Genomic DNA, 26,026 nt, shown 5'->3' on the forward strand with positions numbered 1-26,026 from the left:
AGCGAGGTCGCCACTGGATTAAGGCATCGTCTTATGTAACCAGACAGTTACTATGAAAGCATACGTGTCGGAGAGCGTCAAGCATGGGACTTTCCAGATCTAGGGTCTAGGACTTTCGTTTCACGCTTGATCCGGCGCCTCGCTGGGACCGCATTCCGGTCTGCTTTCAGGCCTTCAGATAGGCGAGGATCACTTCGGCCACGTGCTCGCCCCAGCGCGCGAGTTCTTCCTTGGCGCCGAGATCGCGGCGGAATGTCGTGGTGAGCGTATAGCGATTGGAGAGGTAGAAGAAATTCATGCCGGCCATGCTCAGATAGACGTCGAGCGCATCCTGGTCCGGCTTGAACTGTCCGGCGGCTTCCCCGCGCCGCAGCAGATCGGACAGCATCGAGAGCAGCGGCGAGTTGAGGTCGAAGATCCGTGCCGAACGCTTGAGGAACTTGGCCTTCAGCAGGTTCTCCGTGCCGAGCAGGCTCAGGAATTCGGGATGTTCCTGGTAGTAGCGCCAAGTGAACAGCACCAGTTGGCGCACCCCTTCGACCGGGTCGAGATCGGCAAGATGCAGCCGTGTCTCGGCCGTGCGGATCTGCATATAGGCGCCTTCGAGAACGGCCAGGTAGAGTGCGTCCTTGTCGCCGAAGTAGTGGTAGAGCATGCGCTTGTTGATGTTCGCGCGCTTGGCGATCGCATCGATGCGTGCACCGCCGTAGCCATGCTCCTTGAACTCCTTGACCGCCGCGGCCAGGATCGCCGCGCTGGTGCGCTCGGGGTCGCGCGTGGCCGCCGTGCGGGGCGCCGGGGTTTGAGTCTTGTCCGTGGTCTTGCCCGCAGTCTTATCCGCGGTCTTGCCCGAGGTCTTACCAACGGTCTTGCGCGGCGCACGCGCGGCGCGCGCTGCGGGGGGCGCGCCTGCCTCTGGAGTTGTCTCCGCATTTGCCTTCGCGCTCACCGCCGGGGTGGTCGTATCGGAGGCTGCGGGTGCGGCGGCGCGGGTCGTTCGCGAACGTGTTGCCATGGTTCCTGGGTCTGGGGAAAAGTATCGAACTGTAATCGGCTACGCCATTCCTGAGAACCAGCATAGCGCGCCGAACCGTTTGCACCGCCTTCTCGCATATCGGGATTTCCGAGCGCTTGACGTTCCGAAAAACGTACGTATAGTATGTAACCAAACGGTTATAAAAACCACAAGATGCGATTCATGACAATCGCAATGGAGACACCCTGATGTTGAGCCTGGAGCGCAGCACGGTCGAGAAGAGCCACCCTCCGCCGCCCCTGCTGGAGATGCGGGGCATCGGCAAGGCGTTTGGCCCGGTCGTCGTGCTCGATGATGTCGCACTGAGTTGCGGCGCGGGCGAAATCCATGCGATCTGCGGCGAGAATGGCGCGGGCAAATCGACCCTGATGAAAGTGCTCAGCGGCGTCTACACCCCCGAGCGCGGTGAAATCCTGATTGACGGCGAGGCCGTGCGTTTCGCGCATCCGGCCGAGGCGCGCGAAGCCGGTATCGGCATCATTCACCAGGAGTTGAGCCTGCTGCCTTACCGGAGCGTCGCCGAGAATATCTTCGTCGGTCGCGAGCCGAGCCGCGGCGGCGTGATCGATCGCGCCGCCCTGCGCGTGCGTACGCTTGACGTGCTGGCGCGCGTGGGCTCGTCGATCGATCCCGATGTCGAGTGCGGCCGCCTCTCGATCGCCGAACAGCAAGTCGTCGAAATCGCCAAGGCGCTCTCGCTGAATGCACGGATCCTCGTGCTCGATGAACCGACCGCGCCGCTCGACAGCGTCGAATCGGCCAAGCTGTTCAAGCTCATCGACGAACTTCGGCGCAAGGGCGTTGCGTTGCTCTATATCTCACACCGGATGGCCGAGGTCTTCGATATCGCCGACCGGATCACCGTGCTCAAGGATGGCCGCCGCATGGCTGTCCTTCCCGCGGCCGAGGCCGATGTCGACACCGTGGTACGGCTGATGGTCGGGCGTGATGTCAGCGACTTCTATCCCCCGCGCGCGCAGACCCCGCCGGGTGAACCCGTGATGGTGCTTGAACAGGCCGGCAACGACGAACTCGACGCGATCGATCTAGGCATTCACGCGGGTGAGATCGTCGGCGTTGCGGGGCTCGAGAGCTCGGGCAAGATCGCGCTCGCCCGCGCGATCTTCGGCGTCGAACCGTTTACACGCGGCACGGTCCGCTTCGTCGATGGCGGCGGCGCACCGCGCAGTGCGCGCGAAGCAACGCGCCGCGGCATTGGCTACCTGCCTGACGACCGCAAGCGCGACGGGCTCGGCCTGCGGCAGTCCTTGCGCGACAACGCCGCCCTGACCTTGCGGGCGATGGCAGGGGTGTTCGCAAGCCCGACCCGCCTCGCACGAAGCCACCGGGCAATCGATGCGATGCTGCAACGTGTCGACGTGCGCGCGGCCAGTTTCGGATTGCCGGTCGAAGCCTTGTCCGGCGGCAACCAGCAGAAGGTTGTGATCGCGCGCTGGCTCGCACGGCAGCCGAGGCTCTGGGTCGTCTGCGAACCCACGCGCGGCATCGACGTCGTCGCGAAGGCCACCGTCTACCGGATCCTGCGCGACTACGCCAACGCCGGCGGTGCCGTGCTCATGGTGTCGTCCGACGTCACCGAGGTCATCGGCCTGAGCGACCGGATCTGCGTCATGGCAGGCGGCCGGCTTGTCGCCCACTTGCCAGCGGGCGCCTCTGAAGAAACCGTGATCGCTCATGCGCTGCAAAGCCACCACAGCCTGGGCGAGCCGGAGGCCATGCAATGAGCTCGCTCGCCCAAAGCCGGCAAGAAAAATACGTCGCCCCTGCGCCACCGAGCTGCCACCGCATGAGCAGCACAACTGGAGGGCGGCAACAACACCCAAACCGCCTCCTCCCCGGCCTGAAGGCAGAGGTTTCTTAGAGACACTGATGAGCACCAACGGAACCCTGTAATGAGCACCCCTGCAAACAGCGCCCCGATGGCCCTCAAGCCCGCCCACGTTCGTCGCGTGCGCGGCTTCTGGATACCCGCCACGCTGATCGGCGTCTCTGCGCTGATCTACGCGGCCGCCGCGCTCTATACCGAACAGTACGCACAGCTATCGTTTGGCGGCGTGATGGGCCTGCTGCAACGCATGGTCGCACTAGGCCTCGTAGCGATCGGCCAGAACTTCGTGATCCTCGCGGGTTCGATCGACCTGTCGGTCGCGAACCTGATCAGCGTCTGCGCGGTGATCGCGTCATATTTGATGCAGGGAGATCCGAACGCGATGGTCTACGGCGTCATCGCGACGCTCGCACTCGCCGCCCTTGTCGGCGTCATCAACGGTCTGCTCGTCACGCGGCTGTCCGTCAGTCCGCTGATCGCAACACTCGGCGTGGGCATGGTGCTGCAGGGCATCTTGTCGGTTGCCTTCACCAAGCTGCGCGGTGCCGTGCCGAAATCGTTCCAGACCATCGCCTACGGCAATATCGCGCAGATCCCGTTTGCGGTGCTGCTGCTCGCGGTTGCGCTGAGCATCGCGGGTTTCGTGCTCACGCGCACCGTCTCGGGCGCGCGACTCTATACGGTCGGCGGCAATGCGAACAGCGCACGCCTCGCCGGCATCCGGACCGAACGTGTGATCGTCGGTGCCCATGTGGTCGCCAGCCTCATGGCCGGTATCGGCGGCCTCTATCTCGCCAGTTGGCTCGGTGCCGGTACGCCATGGGTCGGCCGCGACGGCGGTTACGGCCTCGATTCGATCGCCGTCGTCGTCATCGGCGGCACGCTGCTCGCCGGCGGCCGCGGCGGCGTCGCCGGCACCATCGCGGGCGTCTTCGTGTTCGCCACGCTCGATGCGGTCTTCAATATGCTGCAGATCGATGCTTTCCTCAGTCAGGTGCTGCGTGGCGCGATCGTGATCCTGGCGGTCGGCGCCTATACCTTCCGCAGCAAAGGACATGTCGCATGATCTCGCTTGCCCGCCCGACCCTCGACGGCCACAGGCGTGCCGCCCTGTTGCGGCATATCAGTCCTTCGGCCCTGGTCCTGCTCGCGCTGCTCGTCGCGATCTGCGTGATCAGTCCGCTCTATCGAACCCCCGCCGGCATGATGGCCTTCCTTCAGCGCGCGGCGCCGTTGATCGTGCTGACCTGCGGCCAGGCCTTCGTGCTGATCACGGGCGGTTTCGACCTCTCGATCGGCTCGCTGATCACGCTCGCCGTGATCGGCAGTGCGATGATCGCCAACGGCGACCCCGCGTTGACCTGGCAAGCCATCGCGCTGGTCTATGTCATCGGCATCGCCGTCGGTCTGCTCAACGGCCTTGTCGTCGCTCGGCTCAAGGTGCCCTCGATCATCGCGTCACTCGGCACCCTGCTCTCCGTCAAAGGCGCCGCGATGATGTGGTCGGGCGGTGCACCGTCGGGTTATCTTCCGCCGAACTTTCGTTATCTCGGCCGGGGCGTGCTGCGCGGTTTGCCTGGTATCCAGACGCTGCCCATCGCCGTGATCGTGCTGGCCGTGGTCGTCGCGCTCTGCGGCTGGCTGCTGCACCGGACCAATTTCGGACGCCTGGTCGTCATGATCGGTGACAACCCCAACGCGGCCGAACTTGCCGGTGCGCCGGTCCGCAGCGTGCGCGTCGCCGCCTTTGTGCTGTCCGCCTTGTCGGCGGTGACGGCCGGCATTCTGCTCGGCGGATTCTCGGGCGTGTCCGTCGATGCGGGCACGGGCTTCGAATTGCAGGCAATCGCCGCAGCCGTGGTCGGCGGGGTCGTGCTGCTCGGCGGCAGCGGCTCGATCGCGGGTGCGACGATCGGCGCGTTGACGCTCTATGCCTTGTTCACGCTGCTCAATCTCGTTGGTTTTCCGGAACCCCTGCGCGTCGCCGTGCAGGGCCTGATCCTGATCGGCGCCGCGGCAGTCAGCGCGCGGCGTCATGCACGCCGTATCTGATCATCGCGATCGTCCTTCGGACCGTCGCCGAACACACTGAAGTCAACAAGGAGGAGACTATGAAGTTCCCGACATGGCTCAAACTCGCGATGCAAGGCGGCATGGCCGTCGCCTTCGTCGTCACGCATTCGCTCGTGGCACAGGCTGCCGGTTTCGACGACCAGAAGGAATACGACGCCGAGGCGAAGATGATGACCGAGACCCCGCAGGGTCCGGCGAACCAGCCGTGGCTCCAGCAGATCGGCGGCGGCAAGGTCGACACGACCCACTACAAGAAAGCCGGCCCGGCCCACGTGTGCTTCTCGAACGCGAGCACCAACAATCCGTGGCGTGTGGTCGGCTGGACCACCATGCAAGCTGAACGCGACCTCCACAAGCAGGAGATCGCAAGCTTCGACTACGCCGATGCGCAGGGCAAGGACGACAAGCAGATCTCCGATATCCGCTCCTTCGTCAACAGCGGCAAATGCGACGTGCTGATCGTTTCGCCGAACACGACGGCCGCGCTGACGCCGGTCGTCGAGGAAGCCTGCAAAAAGCTCCCCGTCGTGACCTTCGACCGCTTCGTCGACACGAACTGCCCGGTCACTGCCGTGCGTACCATCGGCGGTTACGCATGGGGCATGGTCGGGGCGAAGTTCGTCGCAGCGAACGTGCCGAAGGACGGCAAGGTGCTCGTATTGCGTACCGCGCCGGGTATCGACGTCTTTGAAACCCGCTGGTCGGCGGCCAAGCGCGTCTTCAACGAGGCCGGCATCACGCCGATCGGCGTCGAATTCACGGGGGCTGATCGCGCCAAGAGCAAAGCCGTGGTCGCCGACTATCTGAGCCGGGTGGGCAAGATCGATGCGGTCTGGGTCGACTTCGGCGCGATGTCCGTTGCCGTCGCCGAGGCCTTCGAGGATGCGGGCCTGCCCTATCCCGTGATCACCGGCGAGGACCAGGAGGACTATCTGCAGGCGTGGAAGAAAGAAGGATTCAAAGGCATCGCGCCGACCTATCCGGCTTACCAGTGGCGTACCGCGTTGATCGCCGCGCTGTCGATCGTCAAGGGCGAACCGGTGCCGGGCCCCGTCTGGACGCTGCCGCAGCCCGCGATCACTGAGAAGAACCTCTCGCAATACGTGAACGACAAGATGCCGCCACTGCACTACGCGACCTGCGGTTGCGAGACGATGCCGGGTTATCCGCAACGCTGGGGCGGTAAGTAATGGGCAGATCCGGCAAACCCGGCACACGCGAATCATCGAGGCCAGCATGCGGCACACGAACACGATGACTGACTATCTGATCCTCGGCGGCGGCACGGCGGGCTGCGCGCTCGCGGCCCGCCTCTCGGAAGACCCGGGCAAGACCGTGGTGCTCGTCGAAGCGGGGCGCGACCTGCGCTCCGACGCGATGGCCGACACGATCCGCACGCGCTATCCGGGTCTTGCTTATCTCGATGCGCAGAATCTCTGGACCGATCTGAGCGTCACCGTCAGCGGCGCACCCACCCGCGAGCCCAACCGGACCCCGCGCCGCTATGAACAGGCGCGTGTACTCGGCGGCGGTTCGGCCATCAATGCGATGGTCGCGAACCGCGGCGCACCCGGCGACTATGACGAATGGGGCACGCTCGGTGCTGAAGGCTGGAACGGGGAAGTCGCGCTCAAGTATTTCCGGAAACTCGAGCGCGACTGCGACTTTGATGATGGCTATCACGGCCGCAGTGGGCCGATTCCCGTGCGGCGCCACCATCCCGAGCGGACCTCGCCGTTCATCGCGGCAGTCTGCAAGTCGCTCGTCACGCGCGGATATCACTTGCACGCCGACCAGAATGGCGAATGGACCGACGGCGTCTTCCCCGCCGCGATCGCGACAACCGACGATGGCGAGCGGATTCCCGCTTCGATCGCCTATCTGACGCCGGAGGTGCGGCGGCGGCCTAACCTGAGGATCATCACCGATACGCAGGCGGGTGTGCTGCTGTTCGAGGGTGCACGCGTAGTCGGGGCTTCGCTGGTGCCGACTGCCGAAAGCATTGCCGATGCGGGAAGCCATGCGGGCGATGGTGTCAATGGAGCAGGCACGCGCCCCGACCGCCAGCTCGCCGCTCAGACCATCGTCTGCTGCGGCGGCATTCATTCGTCGACATTGCTGATGCGCAGCGGCATCGGTCCCGCAGCCGCTCTCGCGAAGCTCGACATCCCGGTTCACGTGAATCTACGTGGTGTCGGGCAGAACCTCATGGAACATCCGCTGACCGCGGTCTCGACCTACCTGCCGCCCGCCTCGCGGATTCGCGATCTGCGCGAGCATCACGACCAGGCATTGCTGCGCTATTCATCGAAGCTCGGAGACGCGCCAGCAGGCGATATGCATATCGCCATGATCGGGCGCACCGCATGGCATGCGGTAGGTCAACGGATGGGGACCTTGTTGATCTGGGTCAACAAGTCGTACTCGCGCGGCAGCGTGTCGCTGCGTTCGTCCGACTATCGCGCGGAGCCGGCAGTCGACTTTCGGCTGCTCTCCGATCCGCGCGATTTCGAGCGGCTGAAGCAGGGTTTCCGCTTGGCGGCCGGCATTCTGCGCGATCCCCTGCTCGACGGCGTTCGCGGGTCGGTATTTCCGACCAGCTATTCGGAGCGCGTACGCAAGGTTTCCGCGCCAGGTGCGTTCAACGCGCTGCAGATGAACCTGTTCGGCAAGATGCTCGACCACGCGGGCGGCTTGCGCGACTCGCTGGTGCATCAGGTGATCACACTCGGACTGCGCGTCGACGAGCTGCTCGCCGATGATGCGAAGCTGCACGAATTCATCGGCAATTCGGTCGCCGGCGTCTGGCATGCGTCCGGCACTTGCAAGATGGGCGCGGCAGGCGATCCGATGGCCGTCACCGACGGCGCCGGTCGCGTGCATGGCGTAGCCGGGCTGCGCGTCTGCGACTCGTCGATCATGCCGAGCATCCCGCGCGCGAACACCAATATGCCCACGCTCATGCTGACCGAACGGATCGCAGATCTGATCAAGGAGGAAGCGGCTCATTGAATGTGTGTGGGGCCGCCTCGGCATATTTTGTCGAAGCGGTCACCGGATCTTGGCAACGTTTTAGCTAGTTCACTCAAACTCGGCGGCCTCGCCGCGTATCAACAATAGTTTGTGTTCCTGGAAGGCTGACCTTTAATGGTCTAAGGTGAGTATCCCGGCGCTTCCTTCCCATCCGAATCTTCCTGTCCATTCGGTATCCTCTGTAGTGTCGATCGATCTTGGCGATGTGGGACAGGCCAACGCATCGATACGAGTCCTGCCGTCCGCCGGATCGTGTCGATACACCATCCCTAGCAATGATGAGGTGTCCCATGGGCAGCGTGACAAACGAGGCAACCGACGCTCTGAAAGCCAAAGCCAGCGTGACAAACGAGGCAATCGACGCTCTGAAGGCGAAAATAAGAGGTGCGGTCTTGAAGCCGAAAGATCCCGGCTTCGACGAGGCGCGCCGCGTATGGAATGCGACGATCGACCGGCGGCCTGCCGTTATCGTGCGCTGCGCGGGTACCGCGGACGTCATCGCAGCAGTCGCATTCGCCCGTGACAACGGTTTGTTGCTGGCAGTGCGCGGTGGCGGTCACAACATCGCGGGCAGCGGGGTATGCAATGACGGCCTGGTGGTCGATCTCTCGCAGATGAAATCCGTGAGGATCAATCCCGCAACGAAGCGCGCCTTTGTCGAGCCCGGTGCGACGCTCGCCGACTTCGATCATGAAGCACAAGCCTTCGGTCTCGCCACGCCGCTCGGCATCAACTCCACGACCGGTGTCGCGGGACTGACCCTCGGCGGCGGCTTCGGGTGGATCAGCCGCAAATTCGGCACGACAGTCGATAATCTCGTTAGCGCGGAAATCATTACAGCAGATGGCAATTGGCTGCGAGTGAGTGCCGCCGGCGAGCACGCGGATCTGTTCTGGGCAATCCGTGGCGGCGGCGGGAATTTCGGCGTCGTCACGCTGTTCGAATTTCAACTTCACTCGGTCGGGCCGGAAATCGTCGGTGGGCTCGTTGTCTACCCGCTCGAGCAGGCCAAGGACGTGCTCGGCAAATATCGCGAACTTACGGCGAATATGTCCGATGACATGACCGTCTGGGTCGTGATGCGTCCCGCGCCGCCACTGCCCTTCCTTCCCGCTGAGGTGCACGGCAAACCTGTCATCGTCCTCGCGGCCTGTTACGTTGGACCCGCAGAAGGTGCTACGCGAGCAATCGAACCGTTGCGCCACTGTGGCACCCCGTATGGCGAGCATCTCGGTCCGATGCCTTTTGTGGCGTGGCAAAAGGCCTTCGATCCGCTGCTCACACCTGGCCAGCGAAACTACTGGAAGTCACACAACTTCATCGATCTGAAGGATGGGCTGTTCGATGTCCTGATCCGCTTTGCCGGCATGCTGCCTTCGCCTCAGACGGAGATTTTCATCGGCCAGATGGGCGGACAGACCAATCGGGTCGCAGCGGATGCGACCGCCTATTCCAATCGCGACTCGAACTTCATCATGAACCTTCATGGGCGCTGGACCGACGCTTCGGATGACGACAAGTGCACGGCGTGGGCCCGCCAACTGTTCGATGCAGCAACACCTTTTGCGCAAGGCAGTGTGTATGTAAATTTTCTTACGCAGGACGAAGGCGATCGCGTCAAGGCCGCATATGGTCCGAACTATGAGCGGCTGGCCCGCGTGAAGACGCAGTACGATCCGCAGAACCTGTTTCGGCACAATCAGAACATCAGGCCGTCGGCTTAGACGAAGAGGGGTTCGGGCGCGGTGGCGTGCCGAACCCCGACAAGAATTCATCGCCCTTCGCCTCACGACATCGAATTACGCGAGTTTCGCCTGTGACGAATAGATCAGCCACACGCCGGCCACCAGCAGCGCCGCGCCGGACGCCGTCTTGAGCGACATTGCGTCGCCGCTCCAGAGGCTGAATAGGAAGAGTTCAAGCACCGTGACGGCCACCATCACGGGATAGGCGACGCTGAGTTCGACCCGCTTCAGCGCAATCGCATAGAGCAGGAAGCCCACGCCATACGCGCCGAGCGCGGCGATGCGCAATAGGGTCGGCGGCATCGCCGCCAGCATGACCGGATTGCCGCCGGCCCGACCCGCGATTCTCAACAGGACGCTCGCAATCGCGCTGCACGAGCCGCTGATCAGCAGAAGAAGTATCGACATGAGGCTAGCCCTTCATATGGCCAGCATGACCGATATGACACACAGGCAGATAACGATCAGGCTCGTGCGGTCCTTGATCGCGAAAACAATCGGGTCGTCATTCATCTGGCCTCGGAACGCAAACATCCAGACGCGGCTGACCCAATAGAGTATCAACCCGAACAACACCCAGAGCGGTTGCTGGTGTTGATAGAGCATTTTGATCTCGGGCGAATTCATGTAGAGCGCCAGCACGAGCACAGCGGCATAGGCCGAGGCCGTGCCGAATGCGCAGAGGATCATCACGTCCTGCGTGAGATAGCCGCGGCCGGCCACCTCGGTCTTGCCGTTGCGCACGAGTCCATCGAGTTCGGTATAGCGTTTGACCATCGCAAGACTCAGGAACAGCAGCCCGGAGAACAGGATGAGCCAGTACGACAGAGGAATAACGTTCGCGGCGCCGCCGGCAACGATCCGCGTGGTGTAGAGCGCGGCCAGCGTGAACACGTCGATCAGGATCTGGCGTTTCAAAGCGAACGAATAAGCAAGGGTCACCACGAAGTAGCCGGCGAGCACGAGCGCGAACTTCGCCGGTAGCAATATCGCTAGGCCTGCGCTTGCGAGAAGGAGAGCCGCCGCCAGACCGAGCCCGAGCGACGCGGGCAGCTGGCCCGATGCAAAAGGTCGATTGCGCTTGCGGGCGTGACGCCGGTCCGCATCGAGATCCAGCAGATCGTTGAGCACATAGACAGCCGAAGCACAGAGGCTGAACGATGCGAACCCGATCACCGCCGCAAGAATCGAACTCACATCGGTAAAGCGATGGGACGTCAGCAGCGGGACGAAAATCAGTAGATTCTTGACCCACTGATAGACGCGCATTTCCTTGACGATCAAGCGCAGCAGCGCGCCTTCCCTCTCGAAAAATTCGACGCTGTCGTTCACCTTGGCCGCCGCCGAGGCCATGCGTTTGTTGCCGACCACGATCGCGCGCCGCGCATGCGTCCAGACCGGCAGATCCGCCTTCGCGTCGCCGCAATAGTCGAATCCGGTCGCGCCGAATTTCTCGATCAGGGCTGCGACCTTGTTGGCCCCCGACAGATTGATCTTGTCGCTACTTGCAAGTACCCCCTTGAACAATCCGCTATGGTCAGCGACTTTTTGGGCGAGAATCCCGTTTGCTGCCGTGCAAAGGTAAAGGTCGCGACCTAGCGATTTCTCCCTGCGCAGATAGTCGAGCAAGGCCTGGTTGTACGGGAGCGTCGAGACATCCATCGAGACGCGGCTGGCGATCTGTGATTTGAGGTACGCCTTTCCTTTCAAGAGCCAGTAGAAGCAGAAAAACACATAAAGCGGGTTTTTCTTGACCAGCATCAGGAACGATTCGACCAGCAGATCCGTGTGCGTGAACGTGCGATCCAGGTCGACACAAAGCGGGACGTGCTCACCCGCCCGCATAGCGGGAGCAACGTCCGCCGTGGCCGGCTCGCCGGCTCCCCAGCGGTAGTACGGTTGCGCCACATCGAGTGACATCGGGCTCTTCGCCATTTCTCCACCCTGGACTGATAGGCAGAGAATAGAGAGGATGGCTAGCGAAATCTGTGCGTTACCCGACGCTTGAGAACGGCGGCCGGACCTTGGGCGCCGAGTTTCCGACCCGCAGGCACGCGAAATGGGGATTTGTCCGCCCAATCACGTCCGCGCGGACGGGGCAATGCGCTCGGGGCGGTGTCTGCGGAATCGGGAGCAACTCGAACCAGTCCGAGTTGGTGGCAACCAATCGGTCGATATCGATAGCTCAATGGTTAACAAGCGTCTGGTGGAGATTTATGTGGAGGCGCGACTTTAGAATGTGCGTTGTGCTAGTGAGCTGGTGAACATAAAGACATCGGTTGTGCGATGTCCTAAGCAAGACGTTCACCAATTGGGGTAACGTCTGGAGGAGACAAAACGGCATGTCGAGAAATAAAAAGAGTTCTCGTTCACGGTGTTGCTCGGTTGGGCTCAATCCGTTGGGCAAGGCCTTGCAACAGGGGCCGGCAATCATTGCCAGTGCGCTGGTGCTGGCGGTAACCTCAGCCCATACCATGGAGGGCGCCAAGCCAGCCAACGCCGCAGCGACGGTGAGAACCAGCGATGGCGAGCTACGAGGCGTCGAGCGTGGGGTCGTAGAGGTGTATCAGGGCATCCCATACGCCGCCCCTCCCGTGGGCGATCTGCGCTGGCGGGCGCCGCGACCGGGGGCTGCATGGACCGGCGTTCGCGATGCAACGAAACCCAGAAGCGCGTGCGTGCAGCCTGCCGCCTTCTGGCGGCCCGGGGAAGCCGCGAGCTGGGACGAAGATTGTCTCTATCTGAATGTCTGGAAGCCGCGACACGTCGATGCGCATTTGCCCGTGATCGTCTGGTTCCATGGCGGCGGATGGCTCAACGGTGCAGGTACCGACATGCAGCCGATACAAATTGTCTCGCAAGGCAACATCGTCGTGACGGTCAACTATCGGCTTGGCGCACTCGGCTACCTGTCCTTGCCCGCGCTTGACTCAGAGTCGGCCGACGGCCAGTCGAGCGGCAACTACGGCGATCTCGACAAAGTGCGCGCCCTGCAATGGGTCAAGCAGAACATCGGCGCTTTCGGTGGGGACGCGGACAACGTAACCATCGCCGGTCAATCGGCGGGTGCGGGTTCGGTTTGTTGGATGCTCGGATCGCCCGCTGCTGCCAGCCTTTTCCACCAGGCCATTATCCAAAGCATCGGCGGCTGCCAAATGATCAGTCATGACACCGCCGCGACGCGAGGCAAGTCATTTGCCGAAACGATCGGCTGCACGGACCCGGCAACGGCGATGGCCTGCCTGCGGAAGAAGAGTCCCGCGGAGATTATCGACGCGCAGGCGCAGACCAAACTGATCTGGCGTCCAGTCGTCGGGGGCGCGACGCAGCCCGTGCCGGTGCTCGACGCATTCCGCTCAGGCAAGTTCAATCGTGTGCCCGTGCTGGTTGGCAATGTGCGTCATGAGACTCGCGTCCTCGTCTACGAGGATAATGACCTGACTCGCCAGCCTCTGACCGCCGATCGTTATCAGTCGGCGGTGAGGACACAGCACGGCGACAAGGCGGACCGCGTGCTCGCCGAGTATCCTGTCGACGCCTATCCCACGCCGGGTGTCGCCCTGGCGGCTATGCAGACCGATTCCATGCTTTCGTGCGGTTCGGTTCCCCTCGACGAAGCATTGTCGCAGTGGGTGCCGACCTATACGTATGAGTTCCGCGACGAGACGGCACCGCATACGCCCTATATGGTCGTGCCGCCTTCGTTCGACCTCGGGGCTACGCATTCATTCGAGTTGCAATACATCTGGCGGGGCGACGCAAACACGCCGATCTCCAGTGGTCAGTCGGGCGGCGCGATTCCGCTTACCCCCCCGCAGGCGAAGCTGTCACAGATGATGATGCGTTACTGGGGAAGTTTCGCTCGTGCAGGCGATCCGAATACCCCGTCGCAACCTGTGTGGCCACGATACGACGCGGCGACGACGCAATGGCTCGGACTGCTGGCGGGAGGGGCTACTGAGATCGTGACCGGGGATGCATACGACCAGGAGCATCACTGCAGGTTCTGGGCTTCGATGCAGTAGAAGGTCTTGCGCGGGACGAGACGGCATCGTCCGGCGTCCCGTGCGAACTGCGTCATGTTGCACCCTGCTCGCCCGCAAAGTCCCGAGATGCCAAATCCACCACCGGGGCTATGCTCGCCCCGTCGTCAAGAATAATCTCCAAGGGTGATTTGCCATCGAGCTCGTCGCGCTCGCGCCGCATGAACGAATGGATAACCCAAGAGTTTGCCTTCGCATCGACGAACGGGTGCAGGACACAGACCAGCCTTGCGGGCGTGGCATCAAACTGCCACTTTGGATATCTGAACCCTCTCGTTTTCCCGGGAGGAAGTAGTGCATACAGTTCACCCTTCAGGCGCTGATCGTTGATCGTCCGGTCGTTGCGGCCAGCATAGTCGCGGGCATCCAGAAGCGCGAGATTGTCGGGACTTTCATATTCTTCAAACGCAAACCGCCTTCCTCGGGCACGGGCCGCCGCCAGCGGAACGGCGGTAACTGGGCCACTGTTTTGCGCAGTGACGGAGCCATTTGCGGAAGCCAGAGCAAGGACGTTTCCCGTCGAGACGGTCCGGAAAACTGCCGTCAAGTAGTCGACGGCCTCTTTCACTGGGTCTGCCCCAAGCATCCGAACGGTCTTGATAGCCAGTTCGTGCACTTCACTCGTTGTGCGCACGATCGGTTCGGGCTTGCACGTTGCCCTTTTGTCCACCAGATCGACCACCAGAAAGTTTTTTATCGTGTGGTGCCGGACCCTAGGCAGCTTCATTTTCCGGTTGCGAATCGTCCGAAGACGGCCAGTCTCTTCGATTCCACTGATCAGGGCTACGTCCCCCAAAAACCCTAGCTTTTTCAAACGTTCGGCCAGTGATTCGCAATCGCCCTTGCCCGACGTGAGCACGTCGACGCGCCCGTTGCAAACACTGGCCAGGTCGGTCGTGAGTATCACCGGCTGTATCTTGCCGCCGACGCGAACCCTTCCGTCTTTGTGCACGCTGCTCCAATGACCCGTTGTCGCGCCATGTACCGGAGCAGAGACCGCGGACGAGTGCCGACCGCCCTTACTGATTGGCGCGAAGGAGGTATTTGCCGAGACGGGGCGGCCAAGGGCCGGCAGGGAGGTTCGCTTTTTCATAGGGTTGATGATAGTTCATGAAATTCATGAACTATCATCAACCCACTTCGAAAGATACTCGGACGCCCGCCGCCGGCCTTCGAGACATTTGGTCTGCGCCAATCGGCTGCTCCCCCATAAACCGCGCCCCGACGGAGTTCGCTGCGACAATGCGCCGGGACGTCCTTAGGCGACTCAATGGATGCCAGCGAACACTTTCGGAGCGGATACACTCTTCATCACAGCCGCAAGGGCTCACGATTGCGCGAACCCCTCAAAACCGCGTAGAATCGCGGCCTACGCGGGCGTCGTATAACGGCATTACCCTAGCTTCCCAAGCCGCAACGGCTTGAGGAAACCCGCAGTCTATGTAGGGTTTCGGGGGTGGTTTTACACCGAGCAACACGCTAAACCACTGATCATAGGGTTCGACGGCGACGCCAGTTTCCGCCCCCGCACTTTACTCTAGAAGCTGCTGATCTGGACGCGGCACCGAATCAAGCCAAACTCTTGAGATGCGGACAGGGAGCCATTGCTGGGGCTGACCGTCCGCTAGCGTGCGAACAGCACAATCCGCAATCGTCGCAACCGTGAAAAAGACAGCCAAGCGCTCTTGGGCCGATATTAAGGGACAGCTTTCAACATTCGATCGTGCCGGTTTGCTGGGCCTCGTCCAAGACCTGTACGCTGCGAGCAAGGACAGCCAAGCGTTCCTGCACGCGCGCTTTGGCATTGGTGATGATGTCCTGAAGCCATATAAGAGCATCATAGATAGATGCGTGTGGCCAGATGTTTTCAAAAACCAAGCCATCTCAGTCTCGAAGGCAAAGAAAGCGATCTCGGATTACCGGAAGGCGATCGGGCGGCCAGAGGGTCTGGCGGAACTCATGGTGTTCTATTGCGAGCGGGCCACCGGGTTTTGCAATGACGTCGGGATGGAAAACGACGTCTTTTTTGCGGCGCTGGTGCGCATGTACGAACAGGCGCTCCAGTCGGCGGTTGCCCTGTCCAATGATGCAGGCCATAGTCTTGTCGCGCGGCTCGACGAGGTACGCCGCGCCAGCAGCAACTTCGGTTACGGAGTCAGTGATGACATGAACATCCTGTTTGCAGAGTACGTCCCCGATGACCGTTAATCGCGAACTGAAACTACTTCGCGCGGATAACGCCCGCCTCGTTGCACTGCTCAAGTCTCACGGGATTAACGTGACGCCCCCGGACGCCGGCTCGACCCCGCTTGAGCCGTCTCGATTGACGACGGACGAGAAGATCGCACTTTTCAGACGCCTCTTCCAGGGGCGAACCGATGTATACCCGATACGATGGGAAAGTAAGGTCGGCAAGTCGGGTTATTCGCCTGCGTGCGCGAACGAATGGCGCGCCGGGGTCTGTGAGAAACCGCGCATCAAGTGTTCGGACTGCGGCAACCGCCTGCTAATTCCGCTATCCGACCACGTCATATATGACCATCTCGCGGGCCGACACACCGTCGGTGTCTACCCGTTGATGGCCGATGACACCTGCCACTTTCTCGCCGTGGATTTCGATGACGCAGACTGGCGAGAAGATGCGCGCGCGTTCCTGTCGTCCTGTCAAGAGCTGGACGTGCCGGCTGCGTTGGAAATCTCGCGCTCGGGAAACGGTGCGCATGTGTGGATCTTCTTTCAATCGAGTGTCCCGGCCAGGGATGCGCGCCGCCTCGGCACGGCAATTATCAGTCATACCTGTACGCGGACGCGTCAGCTGAAGCTGACTTCCTACGATCGGCTATTTCCCAACCAGGACTCCATGCCCAAGGGCGGCTTCGGAAATTTGATTGCGTTGCCTCTACAAAAAAAGCCGCGCGAGCAAGGCAATAGCCTCTTCGTGGATGAAGCGCTGCAGCCACACGCGGATCAATGGGCATTCCTTGCAACGATTAAAACTCTCCCTCCTGCGGAGATCGAATCAGCCATTCTCCGTTGTACCGGAGGTACTCACCCTCTCGACGTGTCATTCGTTACCGACGACGACGATCAGGCGCAGCCGTGGCGGACACCGCCCTGATCCGAAACAAGCTACCTGGTCTCATGCCGAAGTCGCTGTCGGTAACCTTGGCGAATCTTGTGTATTTGGAGAAGGAGCGGATCCCGCAGCCGCTGCTCAACCGACTGATTCGATTGGCCGCATTCCCAAATCCGGAGTTCTTCAAGGCGCAGGCGATGCGTTTTCCGGTATGGGACAAGCCGCGCGTAATCGGATGCGCGGAGAACTACCCTAGGCATGTAGGATTGCCACGAGGCTGTCTGGATGCTGTGAAGGACCTGCTTCGCGAAAACGACATAGCCTGCGAGGTTCAAGATGGACGTGCCCCAGGCCAACCACTCGATGTGTCGTTTGCCGGCACGCTTCGGGTCGATCAGGAAACCGCCGTGTCGGCCATGTTGCGCTATGACACCGGCGTGCTATGTGCGCCTACCGCGTTTGGAAAAACGGTTACTGCGGCGGCATTGATTGCTCGACGTGGTGTTAATACGCTAGTTCTAGTCCACCGTACCGAACTGATGAAACAGTGGCAGGAGAGGCTGCAGGCGTTCTTGAACGTTGGAAAGGAGATAGTCGGCACAGTGGGTGGTGGGAAGCCCAGACCGACCGGGAAGATCGACATCGCAGTCATGCAGTCCCTGTCACGCCTGGGCGAGACTAGCGAGCTGGTCGAGAACTATGGGCACGTCATCGTAGACGAGTGTCATCATCTCTCTGCCGTGTCATTCGAAGCGCTCCTGAAACGGGTCAAGGCGAGATACGTGCTCGGACTGACGGCTACACCGATGCGACGAGATGGCCAACATGCGATCATATTCATGCAGTGCGGACCGATTCGACACACCGCAGCCAGACCCGACACAGCGCCTCAAGATCTTGAAGTTATCCCGCAGATTCGAACGGCACAAATAGAACTACCCGACGACGCTGCTATTCAGGATGTCTTCCGGCATATCGCCTGCGATACCCAACGGACAGAGGCGATTGGAAGAGAAGTCGAGGTTGCTTTCGCGGACGGTCGAAAGATTCTCGTGTTGACCGAGCGCACCGACCACCTTGAGGCCGTTGCACAGGCGTTGGCCGGGAAAGTCGATAGAATTTTCGTTCTGCATGGCCGCATGTCGAAAAAGCAGCGTGCGCTGAAGTTTGACGAGCTGAATGCGCTGCCAAGCGATGGTCCGCGAGTGCTTTTGGCGACCGGGAAACTCGTCGGCGAGGGATTTGATCACCCGGCGCTCGACACCCTTATCCTTGCAATGCCAATCTCCTGGAGGGGCACCCTTCAGCAGTATGCGGGGCGTCTACATAGACAGCACTTGACCAAGACGAATGTTCGGATTGTCGACATCGTTGATGTCGGACATCCTGCCTTGCAAAGAATGTGGGAAAAGCGGCAGCGCGGTTACCGCGCCATGGGCTATCGAATCAATAACCAAGGCTAAACTGCCGATCTCTTCCTTTCCATCCTTGCTACAAGGAAATTGAGCCCACTCAGGGGCTAGAAAACAAAACGAAAGGCTCCCACTAGAGCCTTTCATGGAACAAAGTAGCAGCAAGTCACTTCTTGCCCATCGGCTCGTGCTTATCCTTGATCATCTGGTAGTAAGTGCTCGCGCCGGCCTTCGTCAGCTTCACCTCGGCAATGAACTTCTCGATGATGTCCTTCCTCGTCACGTCCTCCACCGCGCGCATGCGCTTATAGATCTCCGTCGCCAGCTCCATCTTCGTCGGCGTAGCTGGTTCAGCCTTCGCTACGGTATTGTTCGTTGTCACGCTCGCGGCCGGAGCAACAGCACTTGCCTTCGGGTCAACAGCAACCGACTTGCCCGATTTCTCGTCCTTGCTCGCCACACCTTGGACGCCGGGCGCCGGAAGGGGCTACTGCGATGCCAGCGAGCACTACTTGAGTGGATACACTTTTCACGCCAGCCTCCAGGATCCCCGATTGCGCGAACCCCTCAAAACCGCGTAGAATCGCGGCCTACGCGGGCGTCGTATAACGGCATTACCCTAGCTTCCCAAGCTAGAGACGTGGGTTCGACTCCCATCGCCCGCTCCACGCATCATTCCGTGGAGCGCGACAAAGGTCTACAAGCCATTGGGCAAAGACTTAGTGCTCACTAACTGCCGGCTCCGTGGACGTCGCCTTAGGCAAATTGCCTCCCGCCCGTTCATCCTCGCGGCTTTATTTTTGAAGTTCGACGAAAGCCTCTCGGACGTATCGATCGAGCCAGATTTCCAGTGGCGAGGCGCCAGCGGCGGCATGCTGCAGCGGTACGATCCACCAGTGGTCAGAACCACGGGATAGCTGAATCAGCCTCCCCCGCTGGTCGACGCAGCGCCTGGCACAAGGCCTCCGCGCTGATGTCGGGTAGCGCGGCGCGAGAATCTTCCGTACGCAGATTCAACTTGCGAGAACGCTCGGCGGCGTCAAGTACGGTCCACAGAGGACGGGGTGCGGTCATGGGTTTGAACCATTCATTTCGCGCAATGTGTCATTAAACGTCACATAACGCGAAGTGAGTGTCGTCGCTGGGGACCGAGTTCAGTTCTCTCCCCTGCACGTCTGCGGCACGAGGGCACCGTCTGTAGTCCGCTCCCTCCGATAGCAGGTCGGACAAACCTTGCAAACGCCGCCGCATAGTCCCAACGAACCTGGTCCCCACACGTCGCGGGAAAACAGGCCCCAGGAACGTCCTTGCCTCCAAAACGCCTCACCTCGTTCGCCCGAGCAACCGTGTCAAGCGCGTCTGAACACTGCGCTCATCTATGGAGCGTGCGCGCGGCGAGTCAGGCGAATGTCTCCAGCCCTTGTTGCCGATTGACCTGTCAATGCCTGCCGATTCTCTCCGCGCCCAGCCCCCTCGAATTCTGCGTGACGCTCTCCCTTGATTAGAATTTGTGCTGTTTTTAAAGCATGGAGCGAAATTCTCACCTTCAAGTAATCAAACGGCTGGACGGAGAGCTGCCCGGGGGTGCCGTTCGATCCCCCTACCTGGCCCGGTTCGGCATGCCCGCCAGCTAGCCTCCCAATATGTCGCAAGGTTGGCTCGTGCCACGCGGCGAGGTGCCGAAGAAGGCGTTCACCTTCGACCTCAATTTCCACAACGTGGGAAGACGCACAGAGCCGAGCTTCTTGTTCAGATAGCCTCTCTATCGTGTGTGAAAGGCGTAGCCTGTCGATCGACCTTGATGAGAATGGCTCTCGCTCGTCCGTTCAAGGTGCTCCGTCCCGCCGTCTCCAATAAGCTTTGGTGACGAGCGTCCAGCTGGGAGCGCGAGCTGCGACTCATTGAGAGCCGCCACGGAGACGCCATGATCGAACCACACAATGCGCTTATTTCCATTTGCATTCCGACATACGACCGGACAGCCCTTCTAAAGGAAGCGGTTCAGTCGTGTTTCGCACAATCCTATCGCCCATTGCAAATCGTCATCGGCGACGATTCAAGCAACGATGATTCATCTAATTTAATAGCTGCACTCGTTGCGCCAGCCGGTATGGAGATTTGTTATAAACGCCATCGGCCTGGACTTGGCCAAGCTGGAAATGTGAACGACTTATTCGAACGCGCGAAAGGCGATCGCCTTGTGCTCTTACATGACGATGATTTGTTGAGTCCAAATGCAGTCAGCGACTTGGCGGCCTGCTGGAACGATCATCCTGACTTGACGGCTGCGTTCGGCAATCAATACGTCATAGAAAACGACGGCACGGTTTTAAAAGACGCATCGCTCAACGTTAACCGCGACTTCCACCGCATCGAAGAGAACGCGGGCCTTATGCCCGTGCCAGCGACCGCGGGAATCATGCGAATGTTTCCCAACGATGCCTATATGGTGCGAACCGCAGATGCACGCGCAACCGCCTTCCGATCTCAAGACCTCGTGGGGGATGCGTGTGATTTTGATTTTGGACTCCGGCTATGCTTGCGAGCCTCGGGCATTTACTTCCTGAATCAGTACGTATCTTCCTATCGACTTACAGCGGTCTCCATTTCAAAAAATTCCCATCCTTCGTCGTGGGCTTACTCTCTTTTGAAAGACTCACCGGTGCCTTCTGAAGCTGAAGTTTTTCGCGAGAAGGCTTTGGGGCTGATTGCGCCCCTTGCCGCGTCAGCGTTCGCACGCGCAGGCAACGCAGATGCGGCCGCTCGCGTGCTGTGTTCGAGACACTACCGCATGCGTGATCGAATGAAACCTCGGTTCGTGCTTCATGTTGGCTTGACCCTTCTGGCAGCCATCCGCCATCGGATAGGGTGGAACAGTCGCGCAGGTTCCCATATTTTTAGGCGGCCTGACTCGCTCTAAGGGCGCACGTGTGCATCTCTCGGCACGCCTTCCCATATGTCGCAGAGGGCTCGTGCACCTGGCAGGGAGTCTGTGCCGTTCAGGGCGATAATGACTGGAATTGAAGTCGGCTCATAACGCGTGAAGTCGAAGCGCGTGCAGCGCTGCGCCAAGCCCACGCCATTCCACCCCGGTATAATGCGGCCCGTCTGATCCCTGGCCTCAACCGATGTCTGCGCACACCCCTCAAAACCCCGGCAGCAAACCACACGACGTGAACGACGACGGTATGCACTCGCCGTCCGACGCCGCTGAAGCACGCGGTACACCGGATAGGCCCGAAAGCGACTATGAGGCCGGCGATGCGCCTGCGCTCCACCTCCGTCGCATCCGCAGCTTCGTCACGCGCGCCGGACGTGTTTCCACCGGACAGCGCCGTGCGCTCGACGAACTAAGTCCGCATTTCGTCTTGCCATTCGCAGCCGCGCCCCTCGACTGGACAGCGACGTTCGGCCGTGCCGCCCCGCGTGTACTGGAGATCGGTTTTGGGATGGGCGCAACCACCGCCGAGATCGCCGCACGTCGTCCAGACGATGATTTTCTCGGCATCGAAGTCCATGAGCCCGGCGTCGGCGCTTTGCTCAAGCTGATCGGCGAGCAGGAGCTTCACAATATCCGGATCATCCAGCACGATGCAGTCGAAGTCGTCGAACAGATGCTGCCCGAGGGTAGCCTCGATGGTGTCCACATCTATTTCCCGGATCCGTGGCACAAGGCGCGCCATCACAAGCGCCGCCTGATCCAGCCGCCGTTCGTCGCGACACTCGCCGCACGTCTCAAGCCGGGTGGCTATCTCCATCTCGCGACAGACTGGGAAAACTACGCGGAGCAGATGCTCGAAGTCTTGTCAGCCGAGCTGACTCTCCAAAACACCGCGACAGGCTACGCCCCCCGCCCCGACTATCGCCCAATCACCAAGTTCGAGCGCCGCGGCCTGCGCCTCGGACACGGTGTCTGGGACATATTGTTCAAGCGGATCTGAGGTCACTCCAGGACCTCTCGCTGATAGACTCATTGGCTGAACGCCGTGACACCTGCCTATAGGCTCGGTGGACACGGCTGCGGCATGCCACCTCACTTCACTTCACCTCGCCTCACCTCACCTCACCTCGCCTCGCCTCGTCTCGTCTCACATCGTCCTAAGGACCCCATCACTCCGCACCCCACCTACCACTCCACCACCCCCGTATAAGCAGTCAACAGGATCACGCCACCAAACGCGATCCGATACCACGCAAACGCGCGGAAATCGTGCGACGACACAAAGCGCATCAACCAGCGCACACAGATCAGACCGCTGACGAACGCCGCCACGAGCCCAATGATCAGCATCACCGCCGAATCACTAGTCAACGCAGCGCGTGCCTTGAGCAGTTCATACAAGGTCGCCGCAAACAGCAACGGAATCGCCACATAGAAAGAAAACTCCGTCGCCACCTTGCGATCGAGCCCGAACATCATCCCGCCGATAATCGTCGCCCCTGAGCGTGATGTGCCCGGAATCAACGCGAAGCATTGCGCGAACCCGACCTTTACCGCATCCAGCCCGCTCATCTGGTTGATCGACGTGACACGCGCCCCCGTCCCGCGCAGATCTTCGCTTTGCCGTGCAAGAACAAGGTTCCTGTTATGCCGCTCGACGATCAGGATCACGATCCCGCCCACAAACAGCGCGATCGCCACCGGCATTGGCGCGAACAGCACCTGCTGGATCGACTTGCCCAGCAGCAAGCCAAGTATCCCCGCGGGCACGCAAGCGATGATGACGTTCAGCGCGAAACGCCGGGCCTCGCCGCTGCTCGGCAGGCCGACCACGGTGCTGATCAGCTTGCGCCGGAATTCCCAGCAGACGGCGAGGATCGCGCCGAGCTGGATCACGATGTCGAACATATTGGCAAGGTCGCCATGCATGCCGAGCAGACTTCCGACGACGATCAGATGGCCGGTGCTCGAAACCGGGATGAATTCTGTCAGCCCCTCGACGATACCGAGGATCAGTGCGTTCGCTGGTTCCGGCAAGAGCATGCGGAGTTTTTCCGTTAAAAGGAGTGAATGGGCTAACCCGAGCGCTGCACGATCTCCACTTTGATACCGTCACGTTGCACGGTGATCGTACCGGGCTCGAACTGCGCGCCGGCGAAAGTCAGCTGCTCGGGCTTAAAGGTATAGATCGGATAATTGTCGAGCAACTGGGTCGCCGCGACCGCTAACGCGGCATTGATCTGCTGCTGGTACTCGGCGGCCGACGCGCCGAACGCCGTGCGTTCGACCTGCGGGCTCTTGAGCCGCACGGAACGCGAGGGCGCGTCGTAGATCAACTCGGTGTTCAACGTCATCGAACCGTTGACGGGCTGCTGCAGAAAAGGACTCACTAGCGCGACATCAGCCGACACGGCAATCCGGTTCACGTCGGGTTCGAAGCCGACCGCCGGGTTGGTCAGCGACAGTTCGAACACCTGCGCCAGGGTGCGCCGGTAAGGAAATTTCCGCGCCACTGCCTCGAACACCTGGGCGTGGGTGAAGGTGTAGTGGTTGGGAATGAACGGAAACAGTGGCGACGCTTCGGCCCGTGGCGGCACGGCCAGGGACGGTGCAAGCCCCGCTGCGGCAAGTCCCGCGAGGCTGAGCAACAGACGACGGCGAGCGCCCGAGGGGCGCCCTTCAAGACGAAAAACTGCGGATTGACGCGCCAAACTCCACTCCTGTCGAAATTCGTGTACAAGATAGCAGGCCCTGATACGACTGGGCGGGGCACGCAAAAGTTGCGCCCGCCCGCCGACCGGTCCCACGTGATTTGCTACAATTACTGTCGGTCTTCCACCGCGAAATCCTCTACAGCCATCATCATGAACACCGAACAAGCGCGCTTCAACATGATCGAGCAGCAAATCCGTCCTTGGGATGTGCTGGACCAGGATGTGTTGAATCTGCTATCGATCGTCAAGCGCGAGAACTTCGTGCCGGCGGCCTATCGGAATATCGCGTTCGCGGACCTGGAAATTCCCTTGCCCGCCAACCAGAAGATGCTGCAGCCACGCATCGAGGCCCGTACGCTTCAGGAACTCGCGGTCAAGAAACATGAAAGCGTACTCGAGATCGGCGCCGGTTCCGGCTATGTGGCAGCGCTGCTCGCGCATCGCGCCCGCCATGTGCTGACGGTCGACATCAAGCCCGAACTCGTGACCCTCGCGCGCGAAAACCTTGTTGCAAACGGCGTGACGAACGCCGAGGTCGTCGAAGGCGACGGGTCGCGCGGCTGGTCCGACGGTGCGCCGTTCGACGTGATCTGCATATCGGGCGGCCTGCCCGTGCTGCCGCAGGAACTGCTTGGCCTGCTCAAGATCGGTGGCCGTCTCGCGGCATATGTCGGCGTGCTGCCGGTGCAGAAGGCGCAGATCATCACACGCATCGGCGAGGCCGAATACCGGGTCGAAGATGTTTTCGAAACGTATATCGAGCCGCTGATCAACGCGGTCGAACCATCGCACTTCAAGTTCTGAGCATGCAGCAAATCACACCGTCGGCACTGGCCGAATGGCTTGCCGAAGCCGAAAGCAGTGCCGCACGCGGCACCCCTGTCCTGCTCGATGTGCGCGAACCGTGGGAATTTGAACTCGCGAAGATTCCGGGCTCGGTGACGATCCCCCTGCGCGAGGTCCCCGGCCGCAGCGCCGAACTCGATGAAGACGCGCCAATTGTCTGCATCTGCCATCATGGCGGCCGCAGTGCCCAGGCCGCCATGTTTCTCGAATCGCGTGGCTTCAAGAACGTCTTCAATCTGCAAACAGGTGTCGATGGCTGGGCACGACAGATTGATCCGGAGATGAAAACGTACTGATCGCTTGAGGCAGACCGGCCCGAGACGCTCTGTCACGCTACCTTGGTGACGATAAGGCGCTCGATGTGCCTGAACGCCTTCACGCGTGCCACAGCCCCGCCGGATGTTGTGGCGCGAAAGCTCGCAGCATGTCGAGCGCACCCAAAGCGGCGGCGCGGAGGTGGCGGGATGTCTCCACTTCGGTCAGGTTCGGATACGCATCGACAACACGCGGACTGAGTTCGATTGCCCGCTGCGCAGCGGTCGCCGCCTCGTCGTAGCGACCCTGGGATGAGAGCAGGGATGCCAAATTCTTGTGCGCCTCGGCGTATGAAGGATTCAGAGCCAGCGCCTGACGGTAGTGCCGTTCGGCGCGATCCATGCGGCCCAGGCGTCTGAACGTATTAGCCAGGTTGTTGTGCGCCTCTGCCCAACCAGGCTGGAGCCCAACCACGCGTTCGAGGCAGGCGAGACTTTCCTTAAGCTTGCCGGTTTCCTGTTGAATGATGCCGAGGTTGTTCCAGCCGGACACGAGCGTCGGGTCCATCGACACGGCCCGCCGCGCCGCCTCCTCGCCTTCAGCGAGCAGCCCTTTCTGGCGATACATTTCGGCAAGATTGCTGGAATAGACGGCCGGCGCGTGCGGTGTCGTGCAGGCCTGGCGCAAGTGTGCGATGGCGACATCGAGATCGCCGTACGCGTGCGCTATCAGTCCAAGCAGATGCAGCGCATCGGCCTGACCAGGCCAGGCGGCTAGCACGTGCTGGCAGAGTCGTTCAGCTTGGTCGGCCCGGCCGGTATTCCAGTGGGCATGGGCGTGACCGAGCGTGTCGGGAATGCTCAGGATTTCCTGGCTGGATAGGAACGACATAAGATCGGCAATCGAAAGTAAGTGCAGAAGCGCAGGTGCCACTGCGTCCATAGGGTGCCCGGCGGGCGGCACACGCTATTGCAAAGACAGACGCGTATCGCCGGCCCGGCGT

At 61.1% G+C, this 26,026-nt stretch carries 21 protein-coding genes, 1 tRNA gene and 1 pseudogene; 15 read left to right on the plus strand and 8 right to left on the minus strand.

Annotation, left to right across the window (positions count from 1 at the left end; all coding sequences use genetic code 11):
- Positions 1-166 precede the first annotated feature (166 nt).
- Entirely contained in the window at positions 167-1,015 is an 849-nt protein-coding gene (locus HV670_RS06765) for a TetR/AcrR family transcriptional regulator (RefSeq protein WP_175103983.1), read from the minus strand.
- Positions 1,016-1,224: 209 nt separating this feature from the next.
- Between HV670_RS06765 and HV670_RS06770 the strand changes: the two genes are divergently transcribed.
- The 6 genes from HV670_RS06770 to HV670_RS06795 all read left to right on the plus strand — a co-directional run bounded on the left by HV670_RS06770 (position 1,225) and on the right by HV670_RS06795 (position 9,715).
- A complete protein-coding gene (locus HV670_RS06770) occupies positions 1,225-2,781 on the plus strand; it encodes a sugar ABC transporter ATP-binding protein (protein WP_217478376.1) in 1,557 nt (518 codons plus the stop codon).
- Positions 2,782-2,949: 168 nt separating this feature from the next.
- Complete coding sequence (locus HV670_RS06775) at positions 2,950-3,951, plus strand: ABC transporter permease (RefSeq protein ID WP_217478377.1); 1,002 nt, start codon at positions 2,950-2,952, stop codon at positions 3,949-3,951.
- A complete protein-coding gene (locus HV670_RS06780; protein WP_175103984.1) occupies positions 3,948-4,937 on the plus strand; it encodes an ABC transporter permease in 990 nt (329 codons plus the stop codon). The genes HV670_RS06775 and HV670_RS06780 overlap by 4 nt, the downstream gene beginning before the upstream one ends.
- A gap of 59 nt (positions 4,938-4,996) precedes the next feature.
- On the plus strand, positions 4,997-6,148 hold the full coding sequence (locus HV670_RS06785) for an ABC transporter substrate-binding protein (protein ID WP_175103985.1): 1,152 nt from the start codon (positions 4,997-4,999) through the stop codon (positions 6,146-6,148).
- Between the two features lie 64 nt (positions 6,149-6,212).
- Positions 6,213-7,970 carry a GMC family oxidoreductase gene (locus tag HV670_RS06790; protein WP_175104093.1) on the plus strand — a complete coding sequence of 586 codons (1,758 nt, stop codon included), beginning with the start codon at positions 6,213-6,215 and terminating at the stop codon, positions 7,968-7,970.
- A gap of 311 nt (positions 7,971-8,281) precedes the next feature.
- A complete protein-coding gene (locus HV670_RS06795; protein WP_175103986.1) occupies positions 8,282-9,715 on the plus strand; it encodes an FAD-binding oxidoreductase in 1,434 nt (477 codons plus the stop codon).
- A 75-nt stretch (positions 9,716-9,790) separates the two neighbouring features.
- Here HV670_RS06795 and HV670_RS06800 read toward each other — a convergent pair whose 3' ends face one another.
- Positions 9,791-10,144, minus strand: coding sequence for a DMT family transporter (locus HV670_RS06800; RefSeq protein ID WP_175103987.1), 354 nt, complete (start codon positions 10,142-10,144; stop codon positions 9,791-9,793).
- A gap of 12 nt (positions 10,145-10,156) precedes the next feature.
- A complete protein-coding gene (locus HV670_RS06805) occupies positions 10,157-11,581 on the minus strand; it encodes a UbiA family prenyltransferase (RefSeq protein WP_175104094.1) in 1,425 nt (474 codons plus the stop codon).
- A 629-nt stretch (positions 11,582-12,210) separates the two neighbouring features.
- Here HV670_RS06805 and HV670_RS06810 point away from each other — a divergent pair.
- Complete coding sequence (locus HV670_RS06810) at positions 12,211-13,761, plus strand: carboxylesterase/lipase family protein (RefSeq protein ID WP_246257087.1); 1,551 nt, start codon at positions 12,211-12,213, stop codon at positions 13,759-13,761.
- A gap of 52 nt (positions 13,762-13,813) precedes the next feature.
- Here HV670_RS06810 and HV670_RS06815 read toward each other — a convergent pair whose 3' ends face one another.
- A complete protein-coding gene (locus tag HV670_RS06815; RefSeq protein WP_175103989.1) occupies positions 13,814-14,731 on the minus strand; it encodes a hypothetical protein in 918 nt (305 codons plus the stop codon).
- A 710-nt stretch (positions 14,732-15,441) separates the two neighbouring features.
- On the opposite strand from HV670_RS06815, the gene HV670_RS06820 reads away from it, so the two are divergent.
- The 3 genes from HV670_RS06820 to HV670_RS32015 are packed head-to-tail and all read left to right on the plus strand — an operon-like array spanning position 15,442 to position 18,318.
- Positions 15,442-15,987 carry a hypothetical protein gene (locus tag HV670_RS06820; RefSeq protein ID WP_175103990.1) on the plus strand — a complete coding sequence of 182 codons (546 nt, stop codon included), beginning with the start codon at positions 15,442-15,444 and terminating at the stop codon, positions 15,985-15,987.
- The gene (locus tag HV670_RS32010; RefSeq protein WP_343054345.1) at positions 15,977-16,897 is read left to right on the plus strand and encodes a TOTE conflict system archaeo-eukaryotic primase domain-containing protein; all 921 of its coding nucleotides are present in this window, start codon (positions 15,977-15,979) and stop codon (positions 16,895-16,897) included. Before HV670_RS06820 ends, HV670_RS32010 begins: the two co-directional genes overlap by 11 nt.
- Positions 16,879-18,318, plus strand: coding sequence for a DEAD/DEAH box helicase (locus tag HV670_RS32015; protein WP_343054346.1), 1,440 nt, complete (start codon positions 16,879-16,881; stop codon positions 18,316-18,318). Before HV670_RS32010 ends, HV670_RS32015 begins: the two co-directional genes overlap by 19 nt.
- A gap of 115 nt (positions 18,319-18,433) precedes the next feature.
- On the opposite strand, the gene HV670_RS06830 is transcribed toward HV670_RS32015, so the two are convergent.
- Entirely contained in the window at positions 18,434-18,727 is a 294-nt protein-coding gene (locus tag HV670_RS06830; RefSeq protein ID WP_175103991.1) for a hypothetical protein, read from the minus strand.
- A 134-nt stretch (positions 18,728-18,861) separates the two neighbouring features.
- On the opposite strand from HV670_RS06830, the gene HV670_RS06835 reads away from it, so the two are divergent.
- The 3 genes from HV670_RS06835 to trmB all read left to right on the plus strand — a co-directional run bounded on the left by HV670_RS06835 (position 18,862) and on the right by trmB (position 22,208).
- Positions 18,862-18,935, plus strand: a tRNA-Gly gene (locus HV670_RS06835).
- Between the two features lie 1,256 nt (positions 18,936-20,191).
- On the plus strand, positions 20,192-21,187 hold the full coding sequence (locus tag HV670_RS06840) for a glycosyltransferase (protein WP_175103992.1): 996 nt from the start codon (positions 20,192-20,194) through the stop codon (positions 21,185-21,187).
- A 208-nt stretch (positions 21,188-21,395) separates the two neighbouring features.
- A complete protein-coding gene (gene trmB, locus HV670_RS06845; protein WP_425511391.1) occupies positions 21,396-22,208 on the plus strand; it encodes a tRNA (guanosine(46)-N7)-methyltransferase TrmB in 813 nt (270 codons plus the stop codon).
- 185 nt (positions 22,209-22,393) lie between these two features.
- On the opposite strand, the gene HV670_RS06850 is transcribed toward trmB, so the two are convergent.
- Both HV670_RS06850 and HV670_RS06855 read right to left on the minus strand, forming a co-directional pair.
- Positions 22,394-23,251 carry an undecaprenyl-diphosphate phosphatase gene (locus HV670_RS06850; RefSeq protein ID WP_175103994.1) on the minus strand — a complete coding sequence of 286 codons (858 nt, stop codon included), beginning with the start codon at positions 23,249-23,251 and terminating at the stop codon, positions 22,394-22,396.
- A gap of 32 nt (positions 23,252-23,283) precedes the next feature.
- The gene (locus HV670_RS06855; protein ID WP_175103995.1) at positions 23,284-23,919 is read right to left on the minus strand and encodes a DUF1439 domain-containing protein; all 636 of its coding nucleotides are present in this window, start codon (positions 23,917-23,919) and stop codon (positions 23,284-23,286) included.
- Positions 23,920-24,072: 153 nt separating this feature from the next.
- Here HV670_RS06855 and HV670_RS06860 point away from each other — a divergent pair, with 153 nt between their 5' ends.
- Together HV670_RS06860 and HV670_RS06865 are read left to right on the plus strand one after the other, a co-directional pair.
- Complete coding sequence (locus HV670_RS06860; RefSeq protein WP_175103996.1) at positions 24,073-24,726, plus strand: protein-L-isoaspartate O-methyltransferase family protein; 654 nt, start codon at positions 24,073-24,075, stop codon at positions 24,724-24,726.
- A gap of 2 nt (positions 24,727-24,728) precedes the next feature.
- Positions 24,729-25,064 carry a rhodanese-like domain-containing protein gene (locus tag HV670_RS06865; RefSeq protein ID WP_175103997.1) on the plus strand — a complete coding sequence of 112 codons (336 nt, stop codon included), beginning with the start codon at positions 24,729-24,731 and terminating at the stop codon, positions 25,062-25,064.
- Between the two features lie 56 nt (positions 25,065-25,120).
- On the opposite strand, the pseudogene HV670_RS06870 reads toward HV670_RS06865, so the two are convergent.
- Positions 25,121-25,914, minus strand: a pseudogene (locus HV670_RS06870) (tetratricopeptide repeat protein); the annotation flags it as partial.
- Between the last annotated feature and the right edge of the window lie 112 nt (positions 25,915-26,026).

Source organism: Pararobbsia alpina (assembly GCF_902859895.1).
Taxonomy (GTDB): Bacteria; Pseudomonadota; Gammaproteobacteria; order Burkholderiales; family Burkholderiaceae; genus Pararobbsia; species Pararobbsia alpina.

What these genes read in the sequence shown, in the direction of transcription:
- HV670_RS06780 (WP_175103984.1), top strand. Translation starts at nt 3,948, where the DNA reads ATGATCTCGCTTGCCCGCCCGACCCTCGACGGCCACAGGCGTGCCGCC.
- HV670_RS06765 (WP_175103983.1), bottom strand. Translation starts at nt 1,015, where the DNA reads ATGGCAACACGTTCGCGAACGACCCGCGCCGCCGCACCCGCAGCCTCC.
- trmB (WP_425511391.1), top strand. Translation starts at nt 21,396, where the DNA reads ATGTCTGCGCACACCCCTCAAAACCCCGGCAGCAAACCACACGACGTG.
- HV670_RS06805 (WP_175104094.1), bottom strand. Translation starts at nt 11,581, where the DNA reads ATGCGGGCGGGTGAGCACGTCCCGCTTTGTGTCGACCTGGATCGCACG.
- HV670_RS06775 (WP_217478377.1), top strand. Translation starts at nt 2,950, where the DNA reads ATGAGCACCCCTGCAAACAGCGCCCCGATGGCCCTCAAGCCCGCCCAC.
- HV670_RS32010 (WP_343054345.1), top strand. Translation starts at nt 15,977, where the DNA reads ATGACCGTTAATCGCGAACTGAAACTACTTCGCGCGGATAACGCCCGC.
- HV670_RS06785 (WP_175103985.1), top strand. Translation starts at nt 4,997, where the DNA reads ATGAAGTTCCCGACATGGCTCAAACTCGCGATGCAAGGCGGCATGGCC.
- HV670_RS06850 (WP_175103994.1), bottom strand. Translation starts at nt 23,251, where the DNA reads ATGCTCTTGCCGGAACCAGCGAACGCACTGATCCTCGGTATCGTCGAG.
- HV670_RS06860 (WP_175103996.1), top strand. Translation starts at nt 24,073, where the DNA reads ATGAACACCGAACAAGCGCGCTTCAACATGATCGAGCAGCAAATCCGT.
- HV670_RS06810 (WP_246257087.1), top strand. Translation starts at nt 12,211, where the DNA reads ATGGAGGGCGCCAAGCCAGCCAACGCCGCAGCGACGGTGAGAACCAGC.
- HV670_RS06840 (WP_175103992.1), top strand. Translation starts at nt 20,192, where the DNA reads ATGATCGAACCACACAATGCGCTTATTTCCATTTGCATTCCGACATAC.
- HV670_RS06795 (WP_175103986.1), top strand. Translation starts at nt 8,282, where the DNA reads ATGGGCAGCGTGACAAACGAGGCAACCGACGCTCTGAAAGCCAAAGCC.
- HV670_RS06800 (WP_175103987.1), bottom strand. Translation starts at nt 10,144, where the DNA reads ATGTCGATACTTCTTCTGCTGATCAGCGGCTCGTGCAGCGCGATTGCG.
- HV670_RS06865 (WP_175103997.1), top strand. Translation starts at nt 24,729, where the DNA reads ATGCAGCAAATCACACCGTCGGCACTGGCCGAATGGCTTGCCGAAGCC.
- HV670_RS06770 (WP_217478376.1), top strand. Translation starts at nt 1,225, where the DNA reads ATGTTGAGCCTGGAGCGCAGCACGGTCGAGAAGAGCCACCCTCCGCCG.
- HV670_RS06790 (WP_175104093.1), top strand. Translation starts at nt 6,213, where the DNA reads ATGACTGACTATCTGATCCTCGGCGGCGGCACGGCGGGCTGCGCGCTC.